The 20,856-nt window shown below is 72.1% G+C and carries 21 protein-coding genes; 14 read left to right on the top strand and 7 right to left on the bottom strand.

Translation table 11 applies throughout. The annotated features are described in order from the left end of the window. Nucleotides 1-129: 129 nt before the first annotated feature. Nucleotides 130-528: an SDR family oxidoreductase gene (locus ACZ6O2_RS27665; protein WP_466024908.1), complete on the top strand. Its 399-nt coding sequence runs from the start codon at nucleotides 130-132 to the stop codon at nucleotides 526-528. A 187-nt stretch (nucleotides 529-715) separates the two neighbouring features. On the opposite strand, the gene ACZ6O2_RS27670 is transcribed toward ACZ6O2_RS27665, so the two are convergent. The 4 genes from ACZ6O2_RS27670 to ACZ6O2_RS27685 form a co-directional block, all read right to left on the bottom strand. After that, the gene (locus ACZ6O2_RS27670) at nucleotides 716-991 is read right to left on the bottom strand and encodes a hypothetical protein (RefSeq protein WP_350684079.1); all 276 of its coding nucleotides are present in this window, start codon (nucleotides 989-991) and stop codon (nucleotides 716-718) included. Between the two features lie 47 nt (nucleotides 992-1,038). Continuing rightward, entirely contained in the window at nucleotides 1,039-1,470 is a 432-nt protein-coding gene (locus ACZ6O2_RS27675) for a RusA family crossover junction endodeoxyribonuclease (RefSeq protein ID WP_466024909.1), read from the bottom strand. A 187-nt stretch (nucleotides 1,471-1,657) separates the two neighbouring features. Further along, a complete protein-coding gene (locus ACZ6O2_RS27680; RefSeq protein ID WP_466024910.1) occupies nucleotides 1,658-2,362 on the bottom strand; it encodes a VOC family protein in 705 nt (234 codons plus the stop codon). Nucleotides 2,363-2,580: 218 nt separating this feature from the next. Next, nucleotides 2,581-3,159 (bottom strand): DsbA family protein, encoded by a 579-nt coding sequence (locus ACZ6O2_RS27685; RefSeq protein WP_466024911.1) that lies wholly within the window; start codon nucleotides 3,157-3,159, stop codon nucleotides 2,581-2,583. A 216-nt stretch (nucleotides 3,160-3,375) separates the two neighbouring features. Here ACZ6O2_RS27685 and ACZ6O2_RS27690 point away from each other — a divergent pair, with 216 nt between their 5' ends. The 8 genes from ACZ6O2_RS27690 (at nucleotide 3,376) to ACZ6O2_RS27725 (ending at nucleotide 9,956) form a co-directional block, all read left to right on the top strand. Beyond that, complete coding sequence (locus ACZ6O2_RS27690) at nucleotides 3,376-4,680, top strand: ABC transporter substrate-binding protein (RefSeq protein ID WP_466024928.1); 1,305 nt, start codon at nucleotides 3,376-3,378, stop codon at nucleotides 4,678-4,680. Then, the gene (locus tag ACZ6O2_RS27695) at nucleotides 4,677-5,672 is read left to right on the top strand and encodes a carbohydrate ABC transporter permease (protein ID WP_466024912.1); all 996 of its coding nucleotides are present in this window, start codon (nucleotides 4,677-4,679) and stop codon (nucleotides 5,670-5,672) included. The genes ACZ6O2_RS27690 and ACZ6O2_RS27695 overlap by 4 nt, the downstream gene beginning before the upstream one ends. A gap of 1 nt (nucleotide 5,673) precedes the next feature. Continuing rightward, nucleotides 5,674-6,507, top strand: coding sequence for a carbohydrate ABC transporter permease (locus ACZ6O2_RS27700; protein WP_357458894.1), 834 nt, complete (start codon nucleotides 5,674-5,676; stop codon nucleotides 6,505-6,507). A gap of 9 nt (nucleotides 6,508-6,516) precedes the next feature. Beyond that, nucleotides 6,517-7,722, top strand: coding sequence for an ABC transporter ATP-binding protein (locus tag ACZ6O2_RS27705; RefSeq protein WP_466024913.1), 1,206 nt, complete (start codon nucleotides 6,517-6,519; stop codon nucleotides 7,720-7,722). 154 nt (nucleotides 7,723-7,876) lie between these two features. Next, nucleotides 7,877-8,254: a DUF2089 domain-containing protein gene (locus ACZ6O2_RS27710; RefSeq protein ID WP_466024914.1), complete on the top strand. Its 378-nt coding sequence runs from the start codon at nucleotides 7,877-7,879 to the stop codon at nucleotides 8,252-8,254. Next, on the top strand, nucleotides 8,254-8,511 hold the full coding sequence (locus ACZ6O2_RS27715) for a hypothetical protein (protein ID WP_466024915.1): 258 nt from the start codon (nucleotides 8,254-8,256) through the stop codon (nucleotides 8,509-8,511). Before ACZ6O2_RS27710 ends, ACZ6O2_RS27715 begins: the two co-directional genes overlap by 1 nt. An 11-nt stretch (nucleotides 8,512-8,522) precedes the next feature. Next, on the top strand, nucleotides 8,523-8,945 hold the full coding sequence (locus ACZ6O2_RS27720; RefSeq protein ID WP_466024916.1) for an SHOCT-like domain-containing protein: 423 nt from the start codon (nucleotides 8,523-8,525) through the stop codon (nucleotides 8,943-8,945). Nucleotides 8,946-9,479: 534 nt separating this feature from the next. Then, on the top strand, nucleotides 9,480-9,956 hold the full coding sequence (locus ACZ6O2_RS27725; RefSeq protein WP_466024917.1) for an alpha/beta fold hydrolase: 477 nt from the start codon (nucleotides 9,480-9,482) through the stop codon (nucleotides 9,954-9,956). 51 nt (nucleotides 9,957-10,007) lie between these two features. Here the strand turns inward: ACZ6O2_RS27725 and ACZ6O2_RS27730 are convergent, their stop codons facing one another. Further along, nucleotides 10,008-11,066 (bottom strand): winged helix DNA-binding domain-containing protein, encoded by a 1,059-nt coding sequence (locus tag ACZ6O2_RS27730; protein ID WP_466024929.1) that lies wholly within the window; start codon nucleotides 11,064-11,066, stop codon nucleotides 10,008-10,010. Between the two features lie 164 nt (nucleotides 11,067-11,230). Here ACZ6O2_RS27730 and ACZ6O2_RS27735 point away from each other — a divergent pair, with 164 nt between their 5' ends. Then, complete coding sequence (locus ACZ6O2_RS27735; RefSeq protein WP_466024918.1) at nucleotides 11,231-11,617, top strand: DUF4190 domain-containing protein; 387 nt, start codon at nucleotides 11,231-11,233, stop codon at nucleotides 11,615-11,617. A 140-nt stretch (nucleotides 11,618-11,757) separates the two neighbouring features. Then, nucleotides 11,758-12,375, top strand: a complete 618-nt coding sequence (wrbA, locus tag ACZ6O2_RS27740) for an NAD(P)H:quinone oxidoreductase (protein ID WP_357703889.1) — start codon at nucleotides 11,758-11,760, stop codon at nucleotides 12,373-12,375. An 85-nt stretch (nucleotides 12,376-12,460) separates the two neighbouring features. Here the strand turns inward: wrbA and ACZ6O2_RS27745 are convergent, their stop codons facing one another. After that, a complete protein-coding gene (locus tag ACZ6O2_RS27745; protein WP_466024919.1) occupies nucleotides 12,461-14,440 on the bottom strand; it encodes a chorismate-binding protein in 1,980 nt (659 codons plus the stop codon). A gap of 273 nt (nucleotides 14,441-14,713) precedes the next feature. Beyond that, a complete protein-coding gene (locus ACZ6O2_RS27750) occupies nucleotides 14,714-15,922 on the bottom strand; it encodes an RNA-guided endonuclease InsQ/TnpB family protein (RefSeq protein ID WP_466024920.1) in 1,209 nt (402 codons plus the stop codon). Nucleotides 15,923-16,079: 157 nt separating this feature from the next. Between ACZ6O2_RS27750 and ACZ6O2_RS27755 the strand changes: the two genes are divergently transcribed. The 3 genes from ACZ6O2_RS27755 to ACZ6O2_RS27765 all read left to right on the top strand — a co-directional run bounded on the left by ACZ6O2_RS27755 (nucleotide 16,080) and on the right by ACZ6O2_RS27765 (nucleotide 20,479). Then, on the top strand, nucleotides 16,080-17,459 hold the full coding sequence (locus tag ACZ6O2_RS27755) for an FGGY family carbohydrate kinase (RefSeq protein ID WP_466024921.1): 1,380 nt from the start codon (nucleotides 16,080-16,082) through the stop codon (nucleotides 17,457-17,459). Between the two features lie 102 nt (nucleotides 17,460-17,561). After that, on the top strand, nucleotides 17,562-20,060 hold the full coding sequence (locus tag ACZ6O2_RS27760) for a sensor histidine kinase (protein ID WP_466024922.1): 2,499 nt from the start codon (nucleotides 17,562-17,564) through the stop codon (nucleotides 20,058-20,060). Next, nucleotides 20,057-20,479, top strand: coding sequence for a roadblock/LC7 domain-containing protein (locus ACZ6O2_RS27765; RefSeq protein WP_393268154.1), 423 nt, complete (start codon nucleotides 20,057-20,059; stop codon nucleotides 20,477-20,479). The genes ACZ6O2_RS27760 and ACZ6O2_RS27765 overlap by 4 nt, the downstream gene beginning before the upstream one ends. Nucleotides 20,480-20,856: the final 377 nt, after the last annotated feature.

The raw sequence follows: 20,856 nt of genomic DNA on the forward strand, positions 1-20,856 counted from the left end.
CTCAGTTGGAGTTCATCGGTCTGCCGACCAGGGTCGAGATTGACGCCGCCCGCTCACGCTCTGCTCACAGCGGGCTCACACGCTCACAAACTGCGCGGGCTCGACGCGATCCTCTACGGCACGCCCCCGGTGATCCGCGAGCAGACAGGTAGCGGCTGGGGACCCCGCGAGACCTGGTTGATCGGTGCTGGACGCAGCGGCGAGGTGGCGATCCACATCGCGGTACCGGTCGAGCTGGAGGTCACCTCCCTCGACAGTATCGAGGCCGCGTTCGGCGCCCTCGAACAGCAAGGCCGCGTCCCCGACGTGGTGGTGAACAACGTCGGCGTGTCGCTGCGCAACAGCGCGCTGAACGCCACCGCCGAGTTCGACCTGCCCCTGGGGGTCAACCTGCGCGGCATGTACCTCGTGGCCCAGCGCGCCGCACGGGCCATGCCGCCGCGCGGCGGGGGGCCGGCACCGTCGTGTTCCTCGCCTCGAACTCGATCGCGTTCGTGCGTCCCGGCGGCGGTGAGCCGGTCTTCGTGATGCCGGCGCCGTTCATGTACGACGACAAGGACGGCGCGTCCTCGCCGTACGGCAAGGTGTGGAGCGACAAGGCCACCCAGACGGTGACCTCCTGCCGATCGTCAGCGGGTGAGGATCGATTGCTGGAGAGACGTACGCCTGAGCGGACGCGCGCCGCGCGTGCCGGCACGGTCGGATGTCGCCAGTCTCAGGAGACCTCGCCGCGCACGATCGCCACCGCCACCCGGCAGAACTCGTCCATGTCCGGCTGGAAACCGGCCGCGATGTCGGGGTGCAGGCCGCCGCGCGTCTCGTCGAGCAGCCGCTGGCAGACCTGCTCGACCGGCTCACCGGCGTAGCTGGCGCGGACCCGTTCCGTCGCGGCCTGCAGCGCCGAGGTCAGCTGGTCCTCCAGCGGGCCGCGCAGCTTCTGCTGCACGGGATCGAGCCCGCGAGGGTCCAGCGTGACATGTGGCTCCGACATCGGCGCTCCCTTCGTCGGCGTCCGCGGTACCCCACCGCGGCCGTCGGTCAAACCACGTTCGGTACGGCGGCGACCCGCACCTGGTACGAGAATTCCTCGGCCGGTTCCTCCACGTACGACAGCCGGCGGATCTGCCGGTCGTCGTCGTAGAGGGCGACGTCCACGAGGACGCCGAGGTGCGCCAGGCCGATGCTGGCCACCCGCTTCTTGTCCTGGAGCACCGCGCACACCCCGCCGAGCAGGGTGCTGGCGTCGGAGGTGCGGTGCCCCGGCGGGCAGCGCAGCACGAGGTCCACCTCGACCGGCCCCGACAGCGGGGTCCAGCCGGTGCGCTGGGCCGCCTCGCAGGCCGCCAGGAGCAGGGCGCGGACCCTCGTCGCCTGCCGATGCCCGGCGGCGAAGATGGACAGCGCCTCGGTCTTGACCGGTGGCAGGCCGCTCACCTCGAACGTCAGGGCGAGAGCGCGGGTGTCCTGCACGACGGCACCTCCTCGTTGGGGACGATCCTGCCCAACCGGTGGAGCGGTGCAGGGGAGTTCCCGCGAGAACCAACCGATCGGACAGGCTGGGGTCGGCCGGAGGCGTGTCGACGTCGGCGGCGAACGCGTTGGCTGCGGAGCTACGGAAACGTTAGTCGACCGGCCGGCCGCTGGGTAGCTCCACCGCTCACTGGGTGGGACGCGGCGCGAAGGCGCAGAATTCGTTGCCCTCGGGGTCGGCGAGGACCCACCAGCGGACCGCGTCGTCGGGCTCGCGCAGCAGCGTCGCGCCGGCCCGGAGCAGCGCGGTCGGCTCCGGGTCGGTCAGGTCGACGTCCCAGTGCATCCGGTTCTTGACCGTCTTGCGCTCCGGCACGGGGTCGAAGACCCACCAGTCCCACGGGAAGCCGGCGGCGCCCACGACCGAGGCCGCACCCGCGTCGCCGGCCTCGACCTTGCCGCCGGTCACCTCGGCCCACCAGGCGGCCTGGGCGGCCGGGTCGACCGCGTCGACGATCACCTCGAACGGCCCGGGCCGGGCACCCGCGCGGGGCGGGAACGCGCAGAACAGGTTGCCGTCCGGGTCGGCCAGCACCCACCAGCCGATCTCCGCGTCCGGCTCGCGCACCAGCCCGGCGCCGGCCGCCAGCAGCGCCGCCGGGTCCGCCTCGGCCAGGCGCACGTCCAGGTGTACGCGGGTCTTGACCGTACGCGGCTCGGGTACCTGGTTGACCCAGATCGACTCGGCCCCGGACCGGGCGGCCCGGGGGTCGACCCGGGTGTCCCCGTCGCCGAGGTTCACGAGGTCGCCGTCGAGCACCCGGGCCCAGAAGGCCCCCGTCTCGCGGGGGTCGGCGGCGTCCAGGCAGAGGTCCTTAAAGCTCGCGATCACGCCCCCATCATCCCGCCCCACCCCGCCCGACCCGCCCCGCCACGCCCGCTCCGCCGACCAGCCGACCAGCCGACCAGCCGACCAGTTCACCTCTCCGCCCCAGCCTCCGCCAGCCCCGTTGATCATGAAGTTAGTGGCGACGAAGCGGACAATTTTCCCCAACAACTTCATGATCAACGGGGGGAGGCGGGAGGAGGAGGGAGGAGGAGGCAGGGGGGTCAGTGGCGGGCGCGCTTGATCTCGTGGAAGGCGGGCGTCCGGATCAGGGGGAGCAGGGAGTCCCAGATGGTCAGGGCGTCGTCGGTGCCGGGGACCTCGGTCAGGATGGGGCCGTGGATGCCGCGTTCGGCGCCGGGCACCATCAGCACGGGTGAGCCGACGTCCGGGCCGGCGGAGGCGTACGCCAGCGCGTGCGACTCGCGTACCGCGTCGTCCCAGTGGTCGTCGTCGAGGGCTGGCGCGGCCTCCTGGAGGTCCGCCGCCTCGACGGCCGTGTCCACGATCTTCGGCGACAGCGGGTTTCCGGCGTCGTGGCTGCGGGCGCCGACCTCGGCGTAGAACCGGGCGACGTCGTCGTGGCGGCCGTCGGCGCGCAGCGCCTCCACCAGCCGCAGCGCCCGGCTGGAGGCGGCCATCGCCTCGGCGAACTGCGGCGCGACGTTCCCCTCGTTGAGGATGGCCAGACTGAACGCCCGCCACTCGAGGTGCAGACCGCGGGCGTCGGCGACGGCGACGAGCCACCGGGACGTGCGCCAGGTCCACGGGCAGGCGGGGTCGAAGAAGAAGGTGGCGTCCATCGGCCGAGCCTACGGGCGGCCCGTCGGACCCGCACGGTGGTGACCCGCACCACGCCCGGCCCCTGTCGGGGTCGTCTCACCAGCGTCAGGTTTCGCGACTTCGCAGGTCGGGCAGTGTTGGGGCCACGAAACGCCGGGGCGGCGGATCCGCAGGTCAACGCCCTGGTCGTTCCGCCGTGCGCCGGGGCACGGAGCATCACCCCGGCTTTGGCCGACATGAGGGGAGGGGTGGTGAGCGACCCTGACAAGGCCCGACGCCGAGGACGGCCACGCGCACGCGCGGTGGCCGCGGCCGCGGCGCTGACGCTGGTGGCGCCGATGGCGGCTGCCTGCGGCTCCGGCGGGGACGGCGGCACGCCCACGATCAACCTGTACTACCCGCCGGAGCAGAACCTGCAGAAGGTCGTCGACGACTGCAACGCGCAGGCCCAGGGGCGCTACAAGATCGCGTACCGGGTGCTGCCGCGGCAGGCGGACGACCAGCGGGTGCAGCTGGTCCGCCGGCTGGCGGCACAGGACAGCGGCATGGACGTGCTCGGCCTCGACGTCACCTGGGCCCAGGAGTTCGCCAGCGCCGACTGGATCCTGGAGTGGACCGGCCAGGACAGGGCCGAGGTGGAGCAGGGCACCCTCGCCGGCCCGCTGGAGACGGCCCGCTACCAGGACAGGCTCTACGGCGCGCCGAAGAACACCAACGTGCAGCTGCTCTGGTACCGCAAGGACCTCGTCCCCGAGCCGCCGAAGACCTGGGACCAGATGATCTCCACCGCCCAGGAGCTGAAGCAGCAGGGCAAGCCGTACCAGGTGCTCACGATGGGCGCGCAGTACGAGGGCCTCGTCGTCCTCTACAACACCCTCGCCGAGAGCGCCGGCGGCAAGATCCTCAGCGACGACGGCGAGCAGGCCGTGATGGACGCCGGCACCGTCCGGGCACTGGAGCAGCTCCAGCGTTTCGCCACGTCGGGCGTGACGTCGCCGTCGTTCAGCAACGCCACCGAGGACCCCGTCCGGCTGGAGTTCCAGTCCGGCAGCGGCGCGTTCCAGGTGAACTGGCCGTTCGTCTACCCCGCGATGCAGGAGGCCAACCCGGAGCTGGCCAAGCAGGTCGGCTGGGCGCGGATCCCGGGCATCGACGGGAACACCCCGAGCAAGGTCACCATCGGCGGGGTCAACATGGCCGTCAGCGCGTACTCGAAGCACCCCGAGGAGTCCTTCGAGGCGGCCAGGTGCATCCGCAACGAGAAGAACCAGAAGTTCTCCGCGATCAACGACGGCGTGCCGCCGACCATCGAGAAGGTCTACGACGACCCGGAGATGGCCGAGGCGTACCCGATGAAGGAGACCATCCTCGAGGAGCTCAAGGAGCCGGCGGTTCGGCCGCTGACCCCGGCGTACCAGAGCATCTCCACCGTCATGTCGGCGATCCTGTCGCCGCCGTCGGCGATCAGGCCGCAGCAGACCGCCGACGAGCTGCGCGACGCCATCGCCGACGCCCTCGACTCGAAGGGGGTCCTGCCGTGAGCGTCAACGCCACGCCCGCCGGCGCCGACGCCACGGCGCAGGCCGAGCGCCCCGCCGGGCGGCACGCCGCGGTGCCGGCCCAGCGGGGCGGTCGCGGCCGGAAGGCCCCGCTGAGCGAGAACAAGAAGGCCGAGCGTCGGCTGGGGTGGCTGCTCTGCGCCCCCGCCGCGCTGGTCATGGTGCTGGTGACGGCGTACCCGATCCTCTACTCGGTCTGGCTGTCGCTTCAGCGATTCGACCTGCGTTTCCCCGACGAGCGCGAGTTCATCGGGCTGGAGAACTACGTCACCGTGCTGACCAACGAGTTCTGGTGGACGGCGTTCGGGGTGACCGCGCTGATCACCGTGGTCACCGTCGCGGTCGAGTTGGTGCTCGGCATGGGGCTGGCGCTGATCATGCACCGCACGCTGGTCGGCCGGGGCATCGTCCGCACCGCGGCGCTGATTCCGTACGGCATCGTCACGGTGGTCGCGGCGTTCTCCTGGCGGTACGCGTGGACGCCCGGCACCGGCTACCTGGCGAACCTGTTCAGCGAGGGCGCGCCGCTGACCGAGCGGGCCAGTTCACTGGCGATCGTCATGCTGGCCGAGATCTGGAAGACGACGCCGTTCATGGCGCTGCTGCTGATGGCCGGCCTGGCGCTGGTGCCGGAGGACCTGCTCAAGGCCGCCTCCACCGACGGTGCGACCGCGTGGCAGCGGTTCACCAAGGTGACGCTGCCGGTGATGAAGCCGGCGATCCTGGTCGCGCTGCTGTTCCGCACGCTGGACGCGTTCCGGGTGTTCGACAACATCTTCGTGCTGACCGCGGGCGGCAACGAGACCTCGTCGGTGTCGATGCTCGCCTACAACAACCTGATCCGGGGCCTGAACCTTGGCATCGGGTCGACGATGTCGGTGTTGATCTTCATCGCCGTGGCGATCATCGCCTTCGTCTTCGTGAAGCTGTTCGGTACCGCTGCCCCCGGCAGCGACGACGGGGAGAGGCGCTGAAATGGCTGACACCACCACCCGGGCGAAGCTGCGCTGGGGCCTGCTGGACGCCATCGTGGTCGTCTTCGCGCTGGTGCCGGTGCTCTGGATCATGTCCTTGTCGTTCAAGACCCCGGCGACGCTGACGGACGGGAAGTTCATCCCGCGCGAGTGGACGCTGGACAACTACCGGACGATCTTCTCCACCGACCAGTTCGTCCGGGCCCTGGTCAACTCGATCGGGATCGCGTTGATCGCCACCGCGATCGCCGTGGTGCTCGGCGCCATGGCCGCGTACGCGATCTCCCGGCTGGACTTCCCCGGTAAGAAGCTGCTGGTCGGTGTCTCGCTGCTGATCGCGATGTTTCCGCAGGTGTCGCTGGTGTCGCCGCTGTTCGAGATCGAGCGGCAGCTCGGCCTCTTCGACACCTGGCCGGGGCTGATCCTGCCGTACATCACCTTCGCCCTGCCGCTGGCGATCTACACGCTGTCGGCGTTCTTCAAGCAGATCCCGTGGGACCTGGAGAAGGCGGCGAAGATGGACGGCGCGACGCAGGGCCAGGCGTTCCGGCGGGTCATCGCCCCGCTGGCCGCGCCGGGGCTGTTCACCACGGCGATCCTGGTCTTCATCTTCTGCTGGAACGACTTCCTCTTCGCCATCACGCTGACCTCCACCGAGCGGGCCCGCACGGTGCCGGTGGCGCTGTCGTTCTTCACCGGCGAGTCGCAGTTCGAGGACCCGACCGGGGCGATCTGCGCCGCCGCCGTGGTGATCACCATTCCGATCATCCTGTTCGTCCTCTTCTTCCAGCGCCGCATCGTCTCCGGCCTGACCTCCGGCGCAGTCAAGGGATAGGTGGTAGTCATGGCTGACATCGTGCTCGACAAGGTGAGCAAGAGGTTCCCGGACGGGACCACGGCGGTGCGGGACGTCGACCTGGAGATCGCCGACGGCGAGTTCGTGATCCTGGTCGGCCCGTCCGGCTGCGGGAAGTCCACTACCCTGAACATGATCGCGGGCCTGGAGGACATCAGCTCCGGCGAGCTGCGCATCGGCGGCGAGCGGGTCAACGACAAGGCTCCCCGGGACCGGGACATCGCGATGGTGTTCCAGTCGTACGCCCTCTACCCGAACATGACGGTGCGGGAGAACATGGCGTTCCCGCTGCGGCTGGCGAAGCTGGACAGGGAGACGATCAACCAGAAGGTGGAGGAGGCGGCGAAGGTCCTGGAGCTGTCCGCGCTGCTGGACCGCAAGCCGGCGAACCTCTCCGGCGGCCAGCGCCAGCGGGTGGCGATGGGCCGGGCGATCGTCCGGCAGCCGAAGGCGTTCCTGATGGACGAGCCCCTGTCCAACCTGGACGCGAAGCTGCGGGTGCAGATGCGCACCGTGGTGTCGCGCCTGCAGAAGCAGCTCGGCACCACCACCGTCTACGTCACCCACGACCAGACCGAGGCGATGACCCTCGGCGACCGCGTGGTGATCATGCGGGGTGGCGCCGTGCAGCAGGTCGGCCCGCCGCAGGAGCTGTACGACCACCCGCGCAACCTCTTCGTCGCCGGGTTCATCGGCTCGCCGTCGATGAACTTCCTGCACGCGGTCGTCGAGGACGGCAAGCTGCGTACGGCGTTGGGCGACGTGCCGATCGGCGAGCGGATCCGGCGCGAGCTGTCCGGCGGCGACGCCCCGCGCGAGCTGATCCTCGGCATCCGGCCGGAGCACTTCGAGGACGCCGCGTTGATCGACGACGACACCCGCCGCCGGGGCATGGAGTTCGAGGCGCCGGTCGACATCGTCGAGTCGATGGGCTCCGACAAGTACGTCTACTTCAGCGTCGAGGGGGAGCGGGCCAGCGCCGCCGAGCTGGAGGAGTTGGCGGCCGACGCGGGCGCCGACTTCAGTGGCGGCGGCGCCAGCCTGGTGACCCGGCTGTCGGCCGAGTCGCCGGTGGCGGAGGGTCAGCACCGGCGGGTCTGGTTCAACCTGGAGAAGATTCACCTGTTCGACCCGTCGAACGGGCGCAACCTGACCCTGCGCGAGGGGCGGGCGGCCGGCGCGCTCGCCGACTGACGTACGACGCGAGGGGCGGGTGGGTCGCGGCGACTCACCCGCCCCTCGCCGTGTCGGCCGTGTGCGCCCGCAGCGCGGGAGCCCAAGGAGCATCGTTCAAGAAAATTAAGATCGAACTCTTGAAAGTTAAGGTTTCCCGGGCCATGCTTTAGGTATGGCAGAACAGGCGATGGACTGGCAGGAACTCACGAACCTGACCCGGGGTCAGCCGTTCGTCGTCGAGCGGGTGCGCCTGGCAGGCAGCGGCGTCGCGATCGAGGGCGAGTTCGAGCTACCGCAACTGGCTCAGCTCAACGTCGAGGATCAGGTCTTTGTCACGGCGTTCGTGCGGTGCCACGGCTCCATCAAGGAGATGGAGCGGATCTTCGGGGTGAGCTACCCGACGGTCAAAGCACGACTGAACCGGATCATGCAGATGCTCGACTTCGTCGAGACCGATCCGGCGCCGTCGCGGGCCGACATCATCGATCGGCTGCGGCGCGGCGAGATCACCGCACAGCAGGCACTGTCCGAACTGGAGACCCGGACGTGATGCCGCGGTCGTTGACCGTACGGGTCAACCGCCCGGACGGCCGTCCCCTCCGGATCTGGGTTCCGGTGCTCCCCGTGGTGCTCGTGTTCTCACCGGTCGTGGTCGTGGCCGTGCTGGTGGCAGCCGTGGCCTGCCTCGCGTACCGCGTCAGTGTGGTGCGGGCGCTCGGCACCGCTTGGCGAATCATCTCCGCGTTGCCCGGCACCCGGGTCGACGTCGAGCAGGGCCGCACGGCTGTGCTCGTCACCATCCGATAGGAGAGGTTCCGATGAACGAACAGCGCAAGGACATCCTCGACATGCTGGCCGAGGGCAAGATCACCGCAGCGGAGGCGGAGCAACTCATCGCCGCGCTCGAACGGGACCAGCCGCCGGCGGCGTCGACTCTTGACGCCCGGCCGAAGGGCAAGGCGAAGTACCTGAGGGTGATGGTGGACACCCTTGAGGACGGCGAGCCGGGGCGGATCAACGTGCGGGTGCCGCTGCAACTGCTGCGGGCCGGCGTACGGCTGGCGGCCCTGATCCCGCCGCAGGCGCTCGGTCAGGCCAACGCCGAACTGAACAAGTCGGGCGTGCCGTTCGACCTGACGCAGCTCAAGCCCGAACAGCTCGAGGCGCTCGTGGAGCACCTCGACGAGATGACCGTGGAAGTCGACCAGCCCGATGCCAAAGTGCGTGTCTTCTGCGAGTAGGCACCGTCGGAGTCGGACGGGCCCCCGGGGAGGGTGCTGGAACACCCTCCCGAGGCCGCGCCCGCTACAGCAGAGCACGAATGAACTGCCAACCTGAAGTCTAGTGCCTGGTCACGCAGCCTCAAACGGGTGATCGGCGTCCCGTGGGGCGGTGGTGGGCGCCGAGCCGGTCCGCGGGCGAGCGGGTCGTACGACGCTGTCGAGCTGAGTCGTCTGTGACATCAGGCGGTGTCCGGGGCCGATGTGACACCCGACGGCCCTGAATCGTCTACGGCATCAGCTCGACAGCGTCCCGCGTGTGGATCCTCCGCCGGCCGACACCAAGGCGGATCTTGGAGCTCATCGCGAAACTGGATCTCGGCCGGGCGCGCTGGTTGCGCCGGCGGTTGACATGATCAACGTTCGAAGACGAGGCACCAGCCGCGCATCGGCGCGTAGCCGAGGGCCAGTCGGACAAGTGCCTCTCCTTCCTCCTACGGCGACATCACCATCCGCCGTTCCCGATCCATTTCTGGCCCTGGAGAAAGGGAAACCATGACCATCACGCAATCCGCCTGGACCGGCATGATGTCAGTCGATGACACCGCACTGTACGTGACCGACACCGGCGGGCCCGGCCGTCCCGTGGTCTACCTCAACGGCGCCTATGCCGACCAGTCGCACTGGCGGCGCGTCATCGCCGACCTCGGCTTGGCTGCGCGGATGACCGCTGACCAGCACGCCGATGTCAACATCGAGCTCAACGAGATCGCCGCCGCCAGCGTGCCGGTCCTCGAACGGGTGACCTGCCCGGTACGGTTCCTCCTGGCCACGGGTGACAGCCTCGGGAGCCAGGCCGGGGAGATGGAACAGGGGCGGACCATCCTCGATCCGGTGCTCGCCGGCAACCCGAACGTCAAGGTGAGCGCGAAGGTCGCGAGCAACCACAGCAAGATCCTGCGCAAGGACTCCCCCGCCGTCGCCGACGCGGTTCGCGAACTCGCCGCCACCCGCGGTCATGCCGTCGGCTGAGCCCTGACGGACGACATCACAATCGGGCCGGACCACGCCGCACCACGGTGCTCAGTCGGGCCAGTCGACGCGAAGCGGCCGGCCCAGGAACCCGGCGTACCGGCTCAGCGCGCGCTCCACCCGGCCCCGGTCGAGCGGCGCCAGCGGGAACACCCGGACCGTCACCCCCGCCTTGTCCAGGGACCGCTTCCAGGTGCCCACCACCCGCCCGTCGCAGACGGCCGTGGCCTGGAAGACGCCGTTGCCGCCCGGCACGATCGCGTCCCGGTGCGCCGGGTCGAGCATCAGCGACCGGTCCTTGTAGCCCAGCAGGTATTCGTCGAAGCCGGGCAGCACCAGCAGATCGTCGACCGGCCCGCGGGGCGCGTCCAGCAGGGCCGCGTCGACGTGCGCCTCCTGACCGTCGACCCGCACCGTCGCCAGCGTGTCGCCGGCCGCCGCGAAACCCCGGCGCGCGTCGGTGAGCGTGAGCCCCGTCCAGCCGGCGAACTCCCGGGCGGTGACCGGCCCGTGCCCACGCACGTAGCGGCGGGCGAGGGTCGCGAGGGCCTCGTCGCGTTCCGGCCGGTGCGCGTCGGGCGCCCACTCGTCGAGCAGGGCGAAGGTCTGCTCGGTGCCCACGTTCGGCGCGAGGCAGGTGACGCCCCGCACGCTGGCGTACCAGAGCAGGTGGTAGCCGCGCTGCCCGGCGGTTCCGATGCCGGCCGCCTCCAGCGCGGCCAGGCACCGCGCCCGGGTGAGCCGGCCGCCGCCGGCCAGCGCGGCGCCGAGCACGTCGACCGCCCGGTCCGCGTCGGCCTCGGTCAGCCCGAGCTGCGCGCGTCGCGTCGCGGCGGCGGCCAGCGAGCGTACGCCGGTCAGCTCCAGCATCCAGCGGGCGTCGCGGGGCGGCACGAGGTGCACGGTGCCCCGCATCGGCCAGGTGCGCAGCGCCTCCCGGCGCTCCAGCGCGTCGTGCACGTCGGCGTGGCCGAGCGCGGGCAGCCGGACCCCGAGCGACCACATGCCGCTCGCCAGGTCCTGCGCCTGCATGGCCCCGAACCACTCCACCACGTCGGCGACCCCGCCCGGGTGGGCGGTGGGGTGCGGGCGCAGCAGCAGGCTGGTCATGCGAAGCGCGAGCGCCTCACGGCCGGTCAGGTCCACGGGATCGGGCTCCTCGGGTCGGGGCAGGGCCACAGCCTAGGGCCGGCCCCCGACATCCGACGCATGACGGCCGCCGCAGCGGGAAACCGGCCGCCGGCGGGCGCGTCACGCGCCCCGGAGGGAGCGACATGACTGCGTCCAGCGAGCCGGCCCGGGGTGCCGACGCACCGACCCGGGCCGGCCGGGTGGGCCCGTCGGCCAAGACCAGCGCCGCCGCGGCCTTCGCGTTGGTCTTCGGGGTGGCCGCGCTGATCAGCGTGCTGACCGTGATCCTGTCCTGGATCGGCCTGCTGCTCGGCATCATCGGCGTGATCCTGGGCATCGTCGGGCTCAAGATGGCCCGCCGGCCCGGGGTGACCGGCCGGGGGGTGGCGCTCGGCGGCCTGGTGCTCAGCGCCCTGGCGGTGCTGATCGGGCTGGCCTTCGCCGCCGGGATCACCACTTTTCTCAACAACGAGAGCGCCGTGGACCGGATACAGCGGCAGGTCGACGACCTGCGCGACCGGTTGGACTGACCCGCCGGGGCATCTTCCCCTGATCATCATGCGTTTCGGCATCTCGCTGGTCGGGTGGGCCGGGGTTCTCGCCGGCCGTTTGACGCCGCAAGTAGCGGGTAGTCGCCGGAGCTGACCCGACATGAGGAGGGAAACACCTGATGGCTGCCCAGACCAAGGTCGCGGTGATCTACTACAGCGCGACCGGCATCACGTACCAGATGGCGCAGGCGGCGTGCGAGGCCGCCGGTGAGGCCGGCGCCGAGGTGCGCCTGCGCAAGGTGCGCGAGCTGGCGCCGGACGAGGCGATCCGCTCCAACTCGGGCTGGCACGCGCACCGCATGGAGACCCAGGACGTCCCGGAGGCCCAGTTGGACGACCTGTCCTGGGCGGACGTGGTGATCTTCGGAACGCCGACCCGGTACGGCGTGATGGCGGCCCAGCTCAAGCAGTTCATCGACACCACCGGGCCGCTGTGGTCGCAGGGCGCCCTGGCGAACAAGGTCTACTCCGCGTTCTGCACGACGGCCACCTCCCACGGCGGCCAGGAGGCGACCCTGCTGTCGCTGTTCACCGTCTTCTACCACTGGGGTGGGGTGGTGGTCACCCCCGGCTACACCGACCCGAGCCAGTTCGTCGCCGGCAACCCGTACGGCGCCTCGCACACCAGCAACAACGGCGAGACCGCGCCGGACGACATCGCCCTCGGCGCCACCGCCCTGACGACGAAGCGGGCGGTGCAGATCGGTGTCGCGCTGAAGGCCGGCCTGGCCGGTTGAGCCGGCGGCGACCGGCGGCCCGGACGGGGGCTCTCGACCCGCCCGGACCACCGGTCGCACCCAGCCCTGCCCCCGATCGGCACGACTATGCACGCTCGGCTGCTGCCGCCGCCGACCGCGCGCCGGTCGCGGACGGGTCCCCGGCAGGCGACCGTTCCCCGACCGCCGACAGTTGCCCGGCGGGGGAGGGCAGCAGCCCGGACAGCAGGTCGGCCAGGACCGCCAGGCCGTCCGGGCTGAGCACCGACTCCGGGTGGAACTGCACCCCTGCCACGCCCCGCCCGCGCAGCGCGTGCACCGCGCCGTCCGCGCCGTCGCGCGCCACCTCGACCGGCCCGTACGGGGTGGTCAGCCGGTCGGCGTCCGCCCGGGCCGTGAACGTCGAGTAGAAGCCGACCCGGCGCCGCGTGCCGAAGATCCGCACCTCCCGCTGGAGCCCCTGGTAGGGCGCGTCCCGGCGGTGCAGCGCCAGCCCGAGCAGGCCGCACAGCAGCTGGTGGCCCAGGCAGACCGCCAGGGTCGGCCGGCCCTCGGCGAGCAACCCGGCGAGCAGGCCGCGCATCGCGACCATCTTCGGCTCGGTGGTGCTGCCCGGGTCGCCTGGACCGGGACCGACCACCACCAGGTCGTAGCCGTCCACGGGGCCGGCGGCGTGCCACGGCCGCAGCGTCACCGCCAGGCCCAGCGCGCCCAACTGGTGGGCGAGCATCCCGGTGAACGTGTCCTCGCCGTCGACGATCAGCACCCGACGCCCGGCCAACCCGGGCAGGCCGGGCGCGTCCGGGGCGCGCTGGTCCAGCCAGAACCGGGCCAGCGGCGCGTTGCGGGCGGCCAGCGCCGCGCGGACCTCGGGGTCGTCGGCGAGGCGTACCGCCGGGCGCGTGCCGGCCGCGGGGGCCTGCGGGCCCAGGCCCAGCGCAGCGAGCACGCCGGCGGCCTTGGCGTGCGTCTCGGCCACCTCGCCCTCGGCCGTGGAGTGCCGGACCAGGGTGGCCCCGACCGGCACCCGCAGGTCGCCGGCGGGGGAGATCTCGGCGGTCCGGATCAGGATCGGCGCGTCCAGGCTCTGCCGGCCGGCGTCGTCGCGCCCGAGCAGCGCCAGCACCCCCGCGTAGTAGCGCCGCCCGGTGCGCTCGTGCCGGGCGATCACCCGGCAGGCGTTCTCCATCGGGCTGCCGGTGACGGTGGGCGCGAACATCGTCTCGCGCAGCACCTCCCGCACGTCCTTGGTGCCCCGGCCGGCGAGCAGGTACTCGGTGTGCGCCAGGTGGGACATCTCCTTGAGGTACGGCCCGACGACCTGGCCGCCGTGCTCGGCGACGGTGGCCATCATCTTCAGCTCCTCGTCCAGCACCATGTACAGCTCCTCGACCTCCTTGGGGTCGGCGAGGAAGCGCAGCAACGCCGCCCGGTCGGCGTCCGCACCGGTGTGCCGGAAGGTGCCGCTGATCGGGTTCATCATGACCAGCCCGTCGTCGACGCTGACGTGCCGCTCCGGGCTGGCGCCCACCAGGATGCGGGTGCCGGTGTGCACCACGAACGTCCAGTACGCCCCACGCTCGCCGGACAGCAGCCGGCGCAGCGCGGCGAGCGCGGCGACCAGCGGCGGCCCCTCGACGGTGGCGCGCAGGCAGCGGTGGATGACGAAGTTCGCGCCCTCGCCGCGCCCGATCTCCTCGGCGAGCACCCGGCCGACGGTGGCCGCGTACGCGTCGTCGCTGACGTCGAAGCCGGCGCCGGCGGTGCGCACGGGCACGTCGGGCAGCGCGGCGAGGGCCTCGGCCAGACCGATCCGCTCGTGCCGGGCGATCTCCAGGCACTCCAGCGGTACGCCGTCGTCGACGCAGGCGAAGCCCCGCTCGGTGACCTGCCGGTAGGGCACCAGCGCCAGCGTGCGGGGGCCGGGCGGCCCGTCGGGCAGCGGGATGTCGGCGAGCCGCTCCGCCACGCGTACCGTGCCGGTGAACAGCTCCAGGTGGTCGGCGCCCTCGCGTCGGACGAGCGCGAACGGGCCGGGGTCGGCGCCGGCGGCGACGGCGGCCAGCAGCTCGGGCAGGTGGGTCATGGGGTCTCCTCGGGCCGGGCGGCACCCGGGCGGGGCGACCGGGAGGGCCGGGGAGAGACCGGCGGCCGCCTCGTCGGGCGGCCGCGTGGGAAGCTACGCGCGGGGGATGGCCGCCGGGTCGGCGGGCCACCAGCAGGTCAGGTGCGCGAGCATGGCACCCACCCTACGCGGCGGTCCGCAGGCCGGGAAGCCGATCGGGCGTACGGCCCACCCGCTGGGACGCCGGGGCGCGACGTACCGGGTAACTTGACCGTCGTTGACATTCTCCGCGCCCTACGGGACGGGGGTTCCCTGGGTTGCCCAAGGGGTTTCCTGCTTCATCGCCGACCGCCCCGTTCGGGAGGAGTCCCGTTGAGGTCTTACACCGGCTCCACAGGCAGACACCGCCAGCCCGGCGGCCAGGATGTTGCGTGCCGCGTTGACGTCGCGGTCGTGGGTGGTGCCGCACCGGCACGTCCACGTTCGCACGTTCAGCGGCATGTTCTCCGTGACGGTTCCGCAGGTCGCGCACAGCTTGGACGACGGGTACCAGCGGTCGATCACGACCAGGTTCCGGCCGTACCAGGCGCACTTGTAGGTGAGCAGTTCGCGGAACTGGTGCCAGGCCGCGTCGCTGATGGCGCGGGCCAGGCGGTGGTTTTTGACCATGTTGCGTACGGTCAGGTCCTCGATCACGAGCGTTTGGTTGTCGCGCACGAGTCGAGTGGTGAGCTTGTGCAGGTGATCACGCCTACGATCACCGATACGGGCATGGATACGGGCCACCCTCACGCGGGCTTTGGCCCGGTTGCGGGAGCCCTTCTCCTTACGAGCCAGTTGTCGCTGGGCGCGGGCCAACCGGGCCCGGTCGGCCCGTTCATGCCGGGGATTGGCGATTTTCTCCCCGGTGGACAGAGTGAGCAGATGTTCGAGGCCAGCATCGATACCGACCGCGCTGTCGGTGGCCGGGAGGGCTGCGACCTGGTCTTCGCACAGCAGGGACACGAACCAGCGGCCGGCCGAGTCACGCGACACGGTCACGGTGGACGGGCACTGCCCTTCGGGCAGCGACCTCGACCAGACGATGTGCAACGGATCGATCATCTTCGCCAGAGTGAGCTGGCCGTCCCTCCAGCGGAACGCGCTGGGAGTGAACTCGGCCGAGGCCCGCGACCTGCGCTTGGACTTGAAACGCGGGTAGCCGGCACGCTTGTCCCAGAACGCCACGAACGCACCCTGCAAATGCCGCAGCGTCTGTTGCAACGGAACGGAGGACACCTCGTTGAGAAACGCAAGGTCCTTGGTCTTCTTCCACGCGGTCAGCATCGCGCTGGTCGCGTGGTAGTTGACCCGTTCCCGCCGCTGGCACCACGCCTCAGTCCGGGCCTGCAACGCCAGGTTGTAGACCTTACGCACGCACCCGAACGTCCGACTCAACAACTCCGCCTGCTGCGCAGTCGGATAGAAGCGGAACCTGTACGCCCGCTTCACGCATGAGGCCATGTCCACAACATAGCGGGATAGTTTGAACCGAATTTGCGGGGTCGCGCGTTGGACGCCTGTCCGCCTCGACGGCGAACCGGCTATCCCCTGACCTACTTCGCAGGAGATTCCGTCTCCTCCCCGACCTGAAGGCCGGGGTATTCACGGAAGGAGCCTGATGAACATTCTCGCGCTCGACCTGGGCACCTCCTCGGTACGCGGGCTCGTGCTGGACGCGGACGCCCGCCCGCTGCCCGGCGCGCTGGCCCGGCGCCGGGTGAGCCTCGTCGTGCACGACGACGGGACCGGCACGCTCGACGGCCCCGGCTACCTGGCCTGCCTGGTCGAGTGCCTGGACGAGCTGGCCGCGGCGGGGCACCTGCGGGACGTGTCCCTGGTGGCCACCTCCGCGCAGTGGCACTCGGTGGTCCCCCTGGGCGCCGACGGCGCGCCCCTCGGGCCGGTGCTGACCTGGTTGGACACCCGGCCGGTGGCCCTGCCCGGCGCGCCCGGGCCGGCCGACCCGGACGATTTCCACCAGCGCACGGGCACGTGGTGGCACCGCTGCTACTGGTCGATGCGGCTGCCGTGGCTGCGGGAGCACACCGGCGGCCCGATCGCCCGGTTCGCCGGCCTGGCCGAGTACGTGCTGGGCGAGCTGCTCGACGCCGCGCCGATGTCGATCTCCCAGGCGTCCGGCACGGGGCTGCTGGACCTGCGGACCCTGGACTGGGACGCCGAGGCCTGCGCGCTGGCCGGCAGCCGGGCCGAGGAGCTGCCCGAGCTGGCCCCGGCGCGGTGGCGGGGCCGGCTGCGGCCCGCGTACGCGTGGCGCTGGCCCCAGCTCACCGACGCGCCGTGGGCCGGGCCGGTGGGCGACGGCGCGGCGTCGAACGTCGGCACCGGCTGCGTCGCCCCGGACCGGGTCGCGGTGACCGTGGGCACCTCGGCGGCGGTCCGGCTGATGCAGCGCGGCCCGGCGGGCGAGGAGCTGCCCCCGCTGCCGGAGACGCTGTGGCGCTACCGGGTCGACCGCGACCACGTGGTGACCGGCGCGGCGTACTCCTCCGGCGGCAACCTGTTCGCCTGGGCCAACCGGGAGCTGCGACTGCCCGAGGGCGCGGAGCTGGACGCCGCGCTGGCCCGGCTGCCACCCGACGGCCGCCTGCCGGTGAACGTCCGCTTCGGCGGCGACCGGCCGCCCGGCCTGGTGCCGGCCGGCTCCGGCGAGCTGCGGGGGCTGAGCTTCAGCAGCAGCGCCGTGGACATCCTGGCCGGGCTGATGCGGGGCCTGTGCGACCTGGTCGCCGAGGACCTCACGGTGCTGGAGTCCACCGTCGACAAACCGGTCGAGGTGGTGCTCGGCGGGGGAGCGGTGGCCGCCTCACGCTGGTGGCGTTCGGCGTTCGCCGCCGCGCTCGCGCCCCGGCCCGTGTGGCACGGGCGCAACCCGGAGGTCGGGGCGAGCGGTGCGGCGCTGGTCGCGCTGGGCCGCGTCGGCGACGCGACCCGGCTCGCCGACATCGGCCGGACGGACGAGCCCGCCTCACCCTCCTGAGCCGCACCTCAGCCCGGCCCGTTGACACAGCTCGCGGGCCTGATTGGATGGACTCCGTTCCCCGGGTCGCCGCGGCGGACGCGAGGGACGTAGGAGGCAGGTGTGGGCGCAGGTCCGGGCCCGGCACGGGGCGAGGTGCCGCACCACCGCCGGCGCCGGTTCGACGTCCGGGTCGTCCCGCACCGGCGCCGTTCGCCGTTCCGGCTGCGGGACTGGCGGATGCGCACCAAGCTCGCCACCGTGCTGGTCATCCCCTCGGTGGCGTTCCTGGTGCTGGCCGGCGTGCAGACCCACGCCCTGGTCGGGCAGACCACCGCGCTCGGCGACTTCGCCCGGCAGGTGGGCATCGGCCGGCAGATCACCGCCGTGGTCCACCAGCTCCAGCAGGAGCGGGACCGGGCCGCCGGTGAGCTGGGCGAGCTGCGGCGCAGCGGCGCGGGCGCCGACCGGGACGCGGCCATCGTCGCGCTGAAACCGTTGCAGAGCGCCACCGACCAGGCGCTGCGCGAGCTGCGCCGCGCAGCGGAGCCGCTGGCCGACGCCGACGCGTCCTGGCGGGTCGCCTACTCCGAGGCGCTGGAGGCCTACCAGCAGGTCGTCTACATCCGGGCCGCGATCCCCCCGGCGGTGCTGGGCAGCGACACCATCCTCAGCAACTACCACCGCGCCGTCGACGCGCTGCTCAGCCTCCTCGCCGAGCCGTCTCCCGGCGAGGACCAGCCCGCCCTCAGCGACGCGGTGCTGCGTTACGTCCAGCTCGCCCGCGTCAAGGAGCTGTCCTCCCGGGTCCGCGCCCAGCTCTACGAGGCCGCCCGGTCCGGCCGGTACGGCGTGGAGGACCAGGTGGTCCTGACCGACCTGCGGGCCCAGCAGCTCACCGCGCTGGGCGCGTTCCGGGTGGCCGCGACGGCCGCGCAGATCGGCCGCTACGACGAGACCTCCGTGGACCCGGCGTTCCTGGCCGCCACCCGGCTGGAGGAGCAGAGCCTGCCGACGGGCGGCGCCCAGCCGGCCGTGCTGCCCGCTCCACAGTGGTGGGCGGCCAGCGAGCAGCGCCAGGAGCTGCTGCGCGGGGTCGAGGCGTCGGTGCTCGACGACGCCGTACGACAGGCCGACGAGGTGAGCGCCGCGCAGCTGCGCACGACGCTGCTGGTCGTCGGCGTGGTCGTCGCGGTGCTGCTGGTGGCCCTGCTCATCTCCGTCCTGGTCGGCCGGTCCATCGCCCGGTCCATGCGGCTGCTGCGCGGCCAGGCCCTGCGGATCGCCCAGGTCGAGCTGCCGGAGGCCCTGGACCGGCTGCGCACCGTGACCGGCGGCGTCCCCACGATCGAGGTCCCGCCGGCGGTGGTCCGCTCGCTCGACGAGATCGGCGAGCTGGCCGAGGCGTTCGTCGCGGTGCACCGCAGCGCGGTCAGCGTCGCCGTGGAGCAGGCCACCACGCGGCGCAACGTCAACGCGATGTTCGTCAACCTCGCGCGGCGCAGCCAGGTGCTGGTCGAGCGCCAGCTGGAGCTGCTGGACGACCTGGAACGCGAGGAGAGCGATCCGGACCAGCTGGAGAACCTGTTCAAGCTCGACCACCTGGCCGCCCGCATGCGGCGCAACGACGACAGCCTGCTGGTGCTGGCCGGGACCGAGTCGACGCGCCGGTGGAACCGGCCGGTGGGGCTCGGCGCGGTGCTGCTGGCGGCCAGCGCCGAGATCGAGCAGTACCAGCGGGTGCGGCACGAGGCGGTGGCCGACCTGCACGTCGTCGGCCACGCCGTTGGTGAGCTGGTCCACGTCCTCGCCGAGCTGCTGGAGAACGCCACCTCGTTCTCCCGCCCCGACACGGTCGTCGCCGTCACCGCCCGGGCCGAGGGCACCGGCGCGGTCGTCGAGATCGCCGACGAGGGCCTCGGCATGAGCCCGGCCGCCCTGGCCGACGCCAACGCCGTCCTCGCCACGCCACCGGCGGCCGACGTTGCGACCGTCGAGCGGATGGGCCTGTTCGTGGTCAGCCACCTCGCCGCGCGGCTCGGCGTCGAGGTGCGGCTGCACGGCGGCGCGACCGCTGGCCTCGTCGCCCGGATCCGGCTGCCCGGCGACCTGCTGGCCCCGGCGCCGGCGACGGAACCGGGCGCGTCCGCCCCGGCGCGGATGCTGACCTCCGCGGTCGCCTGGGCCGGCGCGCCGTCGCCCGACGAGATGCCGGTGGCCGGCCGGCGCCCGGAGGCCGCCGTGCCCCACCAGACCCGGCCGGTGCGGGCCGAGGAGATGCCCGCGCCGCCGGCCGAGCCGCCCACGGGCGGGGGCTGGTGGTCCCGCCAGGGCCCGGCGTCGGCCCCGGCGCGGGAGACCTCGCCCACCCCGCCCGTCGTCCCGGTGACCGGCGGGACCAACGCCCGCGGGCTGCCCGTACGGGTGCCGATGGCCCAGCTCTCCGCCGTCACCCAGCCGGCGCGGCCGCAACAGCCGGCGGCACGCCACGACCCGGACCCGGAGGCGGTCGGCGGCATGCTGTCCCGGCTCTACAGCGGCGTCCGGCGGGCCGAAGCCGAGGACACCACCGAGATATTCATGCCGCCCGGCGGCGTGCGCCCCGAAGGAGGAGATCGATGACGACGTTGAGCCAGGAGGCCCGCGACCTGAGCTGGCTGGTCAGCGGATTCACACAGCGGGTGCCGGGAGTGGCGCACGCCATCGTGGTCTCCTCCGACGGCCTGCTGGTCGCGATCTCCGACCATCTGCCCCGGGACAACGCCGACAAGCTCGCCGCGGTGACGTCGGGGCTGATGAGCATCACCGCGGGCGCCGCCCAGATGTTCGACGGCGACGTGGTCAAGCAGACGGTCGTCGAGATGGGGCGCGGCTACTTCCTGGTCATGCAGGTGCGCGACGGGTCGATCCTGGCCACGCTGGCCGGCGCGGACGCCGACATCGGCGTGGTCGGCTACGAGATGGCGCGGCTGGCCAAGCAGGCGGGGGAGATGCTCACCCCGGCGCTGCGGGCGGAACTGCAGCAGGCCCTACCTCGCTGACGACAGGCGTACGCGTGACGCCGGGATCGCCGGGTCACGGCGTCACGCCGCCAGCGGCGCACCGGCGTCCACACCGGACGTCCGGTGACGCCGTGGTGGGCCGTGCACCGTGATACCGACGTCATGTACCGGCTTCGCGAACTGCTTGAAGCCGTATCTCGAGACTCGCTTGAACGGCTCATCGGTGATCAAGGGGACGGGGTGGCCGCAACATTGCGAGCCGCACCCCTCATCCTTGACGGCCATGGCCTCCCGTTGCGCCGGGAGATATGAGGCCCGGTCGCACATCGGTCCGCCGAGCTCCATGTGCCCACGTCGTAGATCACCTGGGCGGACGGGTGTCGCACCTCAGCCGACGGAGAACAAGCCGGGAGGGC

Source organism: Micromonospora sp. NPDC048040, assembly GCF_055587185.1.